Here is a 3548-nt window from a genome sequence, read left to right on the forward strand (position 1 = left end):
CCGCAGGATGTGTGTGCGGGCTCTCTGGAGCATGCCCATGAACCGTGTCATTCAGTAAGAAGCTCACCCGCTTGAGCGGGTTGAGAGTGTCACGCCCATCGAACCATACTGCGTACGGGCTCGTTCCGTCGGCACGGAGGAGTTCGAGAACCTGAAAGGCCATGGACTTAATGGTAACCTATAGGTTACTTATAAGCAAGGTGCTTCGCGCACCCAGGCGGGGTCGTTGATCGCTGGGGTGATGGAGGGCATGCAGTCCTCAGGATCGGCGTTTCGGTTTCGGTTCCCCGAATAACTCCGTGACGGAGCAGTGCAGCGCCCGGGCAATCTGTCCTTGACGCTCACGCAGACGAACCCACCCCTGCTCATGAGAATGGACCCCCAAGAGTTTCTCTCCTGAGATCCTGGTGCACATAAGTCCGTACACTGCCCTGGTGATTTGGGATCCACGGTGATCGCTGGCCGAATCCTAAGCACCGCGCATTGACCTCTCGCCGGTTCGCGGCATCCTTTCGGTTGGGGTTCCGGGGCAAGGGAGGGGACCGCGATGTCCACCATGCAGCGATGCGCCGCCTGTAGGCGGTCCTTTCGGGGGCGCGCGCAAGTCCGCGGCCAACGCTATTGTGCGGCGCGCGCCTGCCAGCGCGTGCGTCGTAAGCGCTGGCACAGAACCAAGCGCCGCACCGACCCCGACTACCACGAGAACCAGGCGCGCGCCCAGGCAGCGTGGCGCGATCGCCACCCCGACTACTGGCGGGTCTATCGGGCCACCCATGCGCACTACACAGAGGCCAATCGCGCCCAACAGGCCCGCCGGGACGCCGCTCGCCATCTTGCAAAGAGTGACGCGTGGACCGTGGAATTGACTGTGCTATCACGGACTTAAAGCACCTTGAGTCCCCGGGCGGGCGATCTTGCAAAGAGAGGACGTGATAGGTGCGCGGGCGTCCGGCTGTTACCGTTTGCGCATGACCACGCCTGACTTCTGCGACTGCGAACTCGACCTGCACCGCCTGGATCTGCGCTATGCCGATCTGCGGCTGGCCGACCCCCGGGCCCTGGAACGGCTGCGGCAATCGCTGGAGCGCTACGGCCAGCGCGAGCCTTGCCTGGCCGTGGCCTGCGCCGGGAGCCCGCAGCTCGTCTTGCTCGACGGCTATCGGCGCGTGGCCGCCTTGCGACGCCTGGGCCGGGATACGGTCTGCGTCGAGGCGCGCGCAGTCGATTTGACCGTAGGCTTGATCCTCGCGCTCACCCGCACCCAGGGACAGGCATGGGCTGCAATCGAGGAGGCCTAGTGGTTGCGGGAACCCTCTCGCTGTGGTCCGCCAAGCGCGTGCTCATTCCGTTGGCGCGCGCCAACGCCGATCACGCCGAACGCCTCCTTTACGCCCTGCGCGCACCCGCTGGCGACGCGCACTCTGCGCGCGTGGTTTGCCCGCTATCGCCAGGCCCGCGTCCACGAACGCGAGCGACTCGTCGACTATCCCCGGCTCTTTGAGGCCGCGCTCGCATCGCGTGCGCAGGAACGCATCGAGACGTTGCTGCGCGACGGCCCCGAGGGCGCCTGCCTGCACGACATGCAGGTGCTGGAGGCGATCCTGGCGCGCTTGGGCAAACGCCTCGCGACATCCTCGGGCGGAACCGCGTGACCCCCACTGGCGACGCGCTCATGGATGCGTGCTTGGCAGAGCGCAAGACTCTCCACACACACAAAAATCAGGTTCACCTTGAATCCGGCCTCGCGGGCCCTCCTCATGACCGCCAGCTCCCTTTTCCCGGAGCACGTCGTATCGATGGCAAAGCTCTGACCGGAGATCAGTAGATTCTCCTGTGCCCGAATTGCAGCTTTGGCGGATTGCATCGCGCTCAAGCCTTGTGTCGCTGCGATACTGTCGGGTGATATGACCGGTATGCGTGTCGCGAACCATCGATCGGCAAGAGTGGTCTTCCCGGCACCGTTCGGGCCAGCAATGATCCATAGCTGTGGCATCAGAGGTCTTGGATGACCGAGATTTCGCCCTTGTGGTTCACAGACACCAGCTGCCTCCGTCCGTCGGGGTATTTCTTGATCAGCCCTGCGGGATAGCGGGCATCGCCGTAATAGATTGGGCGACCGGCGTCCAAGTGTTGTCGGGCGGCCCGCCCATCATCCTGCGTGAGCGACCGCTCAAACTCCGGAGACGACAAAAAGGCTTCGCTTGCCCTGCGGTCCACTACCGTAGCCATAGACTGCTCCTCATCCAACAGTTGGGTCTCTTGGTGCCCATTTTAACGTGCGTGCCCCGACTTTTCCTGTGGCACTTTAGAGATCCAGATCCTTCAGAAGCGCCGCGGCGAATCGGGACCGTTTCCCCTTGCCCTGTTCCAATTCCAGGATGGCCTTGCGGGTCCGGGCGTTCGGCACCTTCACGGAGAAGGGGAGGGCCTTGTCCGCTGCCACGCGGGTGAGCAGCAGACGAATCGCGTCTGAGACCGATAGCCCCATCGCCGCCAGTGCCTCCATGGCCTCGTCTTTGATGGCGGCATCAATCCGGGCGCGGACAACACTATCGATCGGCATAGTCAGGTTCCCTACGGTGAATAATTCGCTACGTTGTAGCTACAAATACGGGTGGTGTCTACCGTCGATTGAAAGGTGCGCGTGAAAGGTGCGCGCGGAAAGCGCCGATGAGTATCGACAGCCCATCCTGTACCCACACCACGCGGTGTGCCTCGGAGACCATGTGGGGGATTACGTGCCGTTTTACTTTTGCCCGCGCTCCATCATGCCTTACATTATCCATTGCGCGAATCATCCGGAACTGCACTACCGGGGTGGCCAAGGGCCGATCGTGCATTTGGAGGCGGATTTGCGGGCGACGGTGGCGTGGGGGGAAGCCCAAGGCCAGCGCTGGGCTTTCAGTCTGTCGAACGCGGGCGCGAGCTATACGGAATTGCGGAATCAGTGGGCCCAGTTGGCCGAGATCCGCTGGGCTGCGGTGGCCGCGACCGATTTCCGGGATTCTGCGGTGAAGGAAGGTAAGCAGGCCGAGTTCCTGATGCGGGAATTCTTTCCCTGGTCGCTGGTGCGGCGGATCGGGGTCCGGTCCGCTGCCCTACAACGCCAGGTATTGGATATACTGTCCGAGGGGTCTCACCAAGTGCCGGTGGAGATGCGCCATTTCTGAGTACGGAAGATTCGATGATCCGCTACATGCAGGGCGATATCCTGAAGGCCGATACCGAGGCACTCGTGAACACGGTCAACTGTGTCGGGGTCATGGGGCGGGGCATCGCGCTGCAGTTCAAGCAGGCGTTTCCGGCCAACTTCCAGGCCTATGCGCGCGCCTGCCAGCAAGGGGTGGTCCAACTAGGCCAGATGTTCGTGTTTGAGGTCGACGCGCTGACAGGCCCCCGGTACCTCATCAACTTCCCGACCAAGCGCCACTGGCGCGGCAAGAGCCGGATGGAAGACATCGAGGCCGGACTCACCGCGCTCGTGGCCGAGATCCGCGCGCGTCACATCCGATCGATTGCGATTCCGCCCCTAGGCAGTGGTCTCGGCG

Annotated in this window: 7 protein-coding genes and 1 pseudogene; 5 read left to right on the forward strand and 3 right to left on the reverse strand. The window is 63.0% G+C overall.

The genetic code is table 11. The features are described 5' to 3' along the window. Positions 1 to 547: 547 nt before the first annotated feature. The 3 genes from ACYCTF_RS14165 to ACYCTF_RS14175 are packed head-to-tail and all read left to right on the forward strand — an operon-like array spanning position 548 to position 1652. Positions 548 to 886, forward strand: coding sequence for a hypothetical protein (locus tag ACYCTF_RS14165; protein WP_461284343.1), 339 nt, complete (start codon positions 548 to 550; stop codon positions 884 to 886). Positions 887 to 929: 43 nt separating this feature from the next. Further along, positions 930 to 1298, forward strand: coding sequence for a ParB/RepB/Spo0J family partition protein (locus ACYCTF_RS14170; RefSeq protein WP_461284342.1), 369 nt, complete (start codon positions 930 to 932; stop codon positions 1296 to 1298). Between the two features lie 3 nt (positions 1299 to 1301). Then, positions 1302 to 1652 (forward strand): hypothetical protein, encoded by a 351-nt coding sequence (locus tag ACYCTF_RS14175; protein WP_461284345.1) that lies wholly within the window; start codon positions 1302 to 1304, stop codon positions 1650 to 1652. A 35-nt stretch (positions 1653 to 1687) separates the two neighbouring features. Here the strand turns inward: ACYCTF_RS14175 and ACYCTF_RS14180 are convergent. The 3 genes and pseudogenes from ACYCTF_RS14180 to ACYCTF_RS14190 all read right to left on the reverse strand — a co-directional run. Next, positions 1688 to 1993: pseudogene (locus tag ACYCTF_RS14180) on the reverse strand (AAA family ATPase); the annotation flags it as partial. Further along, positions 1993 to 2229 (reverse strand): hypothetical protein, encoded by a 237-nt coding sequence (locus ACYCTF_RS14185; protein WP_461284341.1) that lies wholly within the window; start codon positions 2227 to 2229, stop codon positions 1993 to 1995. The pseudogene ACYCTF_RS14180 and the gene ACYCTF_RS14185, both read right to left, overlap by 1 nt. Before the next feature lie 76 nt (positions 2230 to 2305). After that, complete coding sequence (locus tag ACYCTF_RS14190; protein ID WP_461284340.1) at positions 2306 to 2563, reverse strand: type II toxin-antitoxin system RelB/DinJ family antitoxin; 258 nt, start codon at positions 2561 to 2563, stop codon at positions 2306 to 2308. Positions 2564 to 2726: 163 nt separating this feature from the next. Here ACYCTF_RS14190 and darT point away from each other — a divergent pair, with 163 nt between their 5' ends. Both darT and ACYCTF_RS14200 read left to right on the forward strand, forming a co-directional pair. Further along, positions 2727 to 3170, forward strand: coding sequence for a type II toxin-antitoxin system toxin DNA ADP-ribosyl transferase DarT (gene darT, locus ACYCTF_RS14195; RefSeq protein WP_461284339.1), 444 nt, complete (start codon positions 2727 to 2729; stop codon positions 3168 to 3170). A gap of 14 nt (positions 3171 to 3184) precedes the next feature. Then, positions 3185 to 3548: macro domain-containing protein (locus ACYCTF_RS14200; protein ID WP_461285079.1), on the forward strand; the 364-nt coding region annotated here is incomplete at its 3' end.

This window comes from Acidiferrobacter sp., from assembly GCF_054609335.1.

What these genes read in the sequence shown, in the direction of transcription:
- ACYCTF_RS14165 (WP_461284343.1), top strand. Translation starts at nt 548, where the DNA reads ATGTCCACCATGCAGCGATGCGCCGCCTGTAGGCGGTCCTTTCGGGGG.
- ACYCTF_RS14185 (WP_461284341.1), bottom strand. Translation starts at nt 2,229, where the DNA reads ATGGCTACGGTAGTGGACCGCAGGGCAAGCGAAGCCTTTTTGTCGTCT.
- ACYCTF_RS14190 (WP_461284340.1), bottom strand. Translation starts at nt 2,563, where the DNA reads ATGCCGATCGATAGTGTTGTCCGCGCCCGGATTGATGCCGCCATCAAA.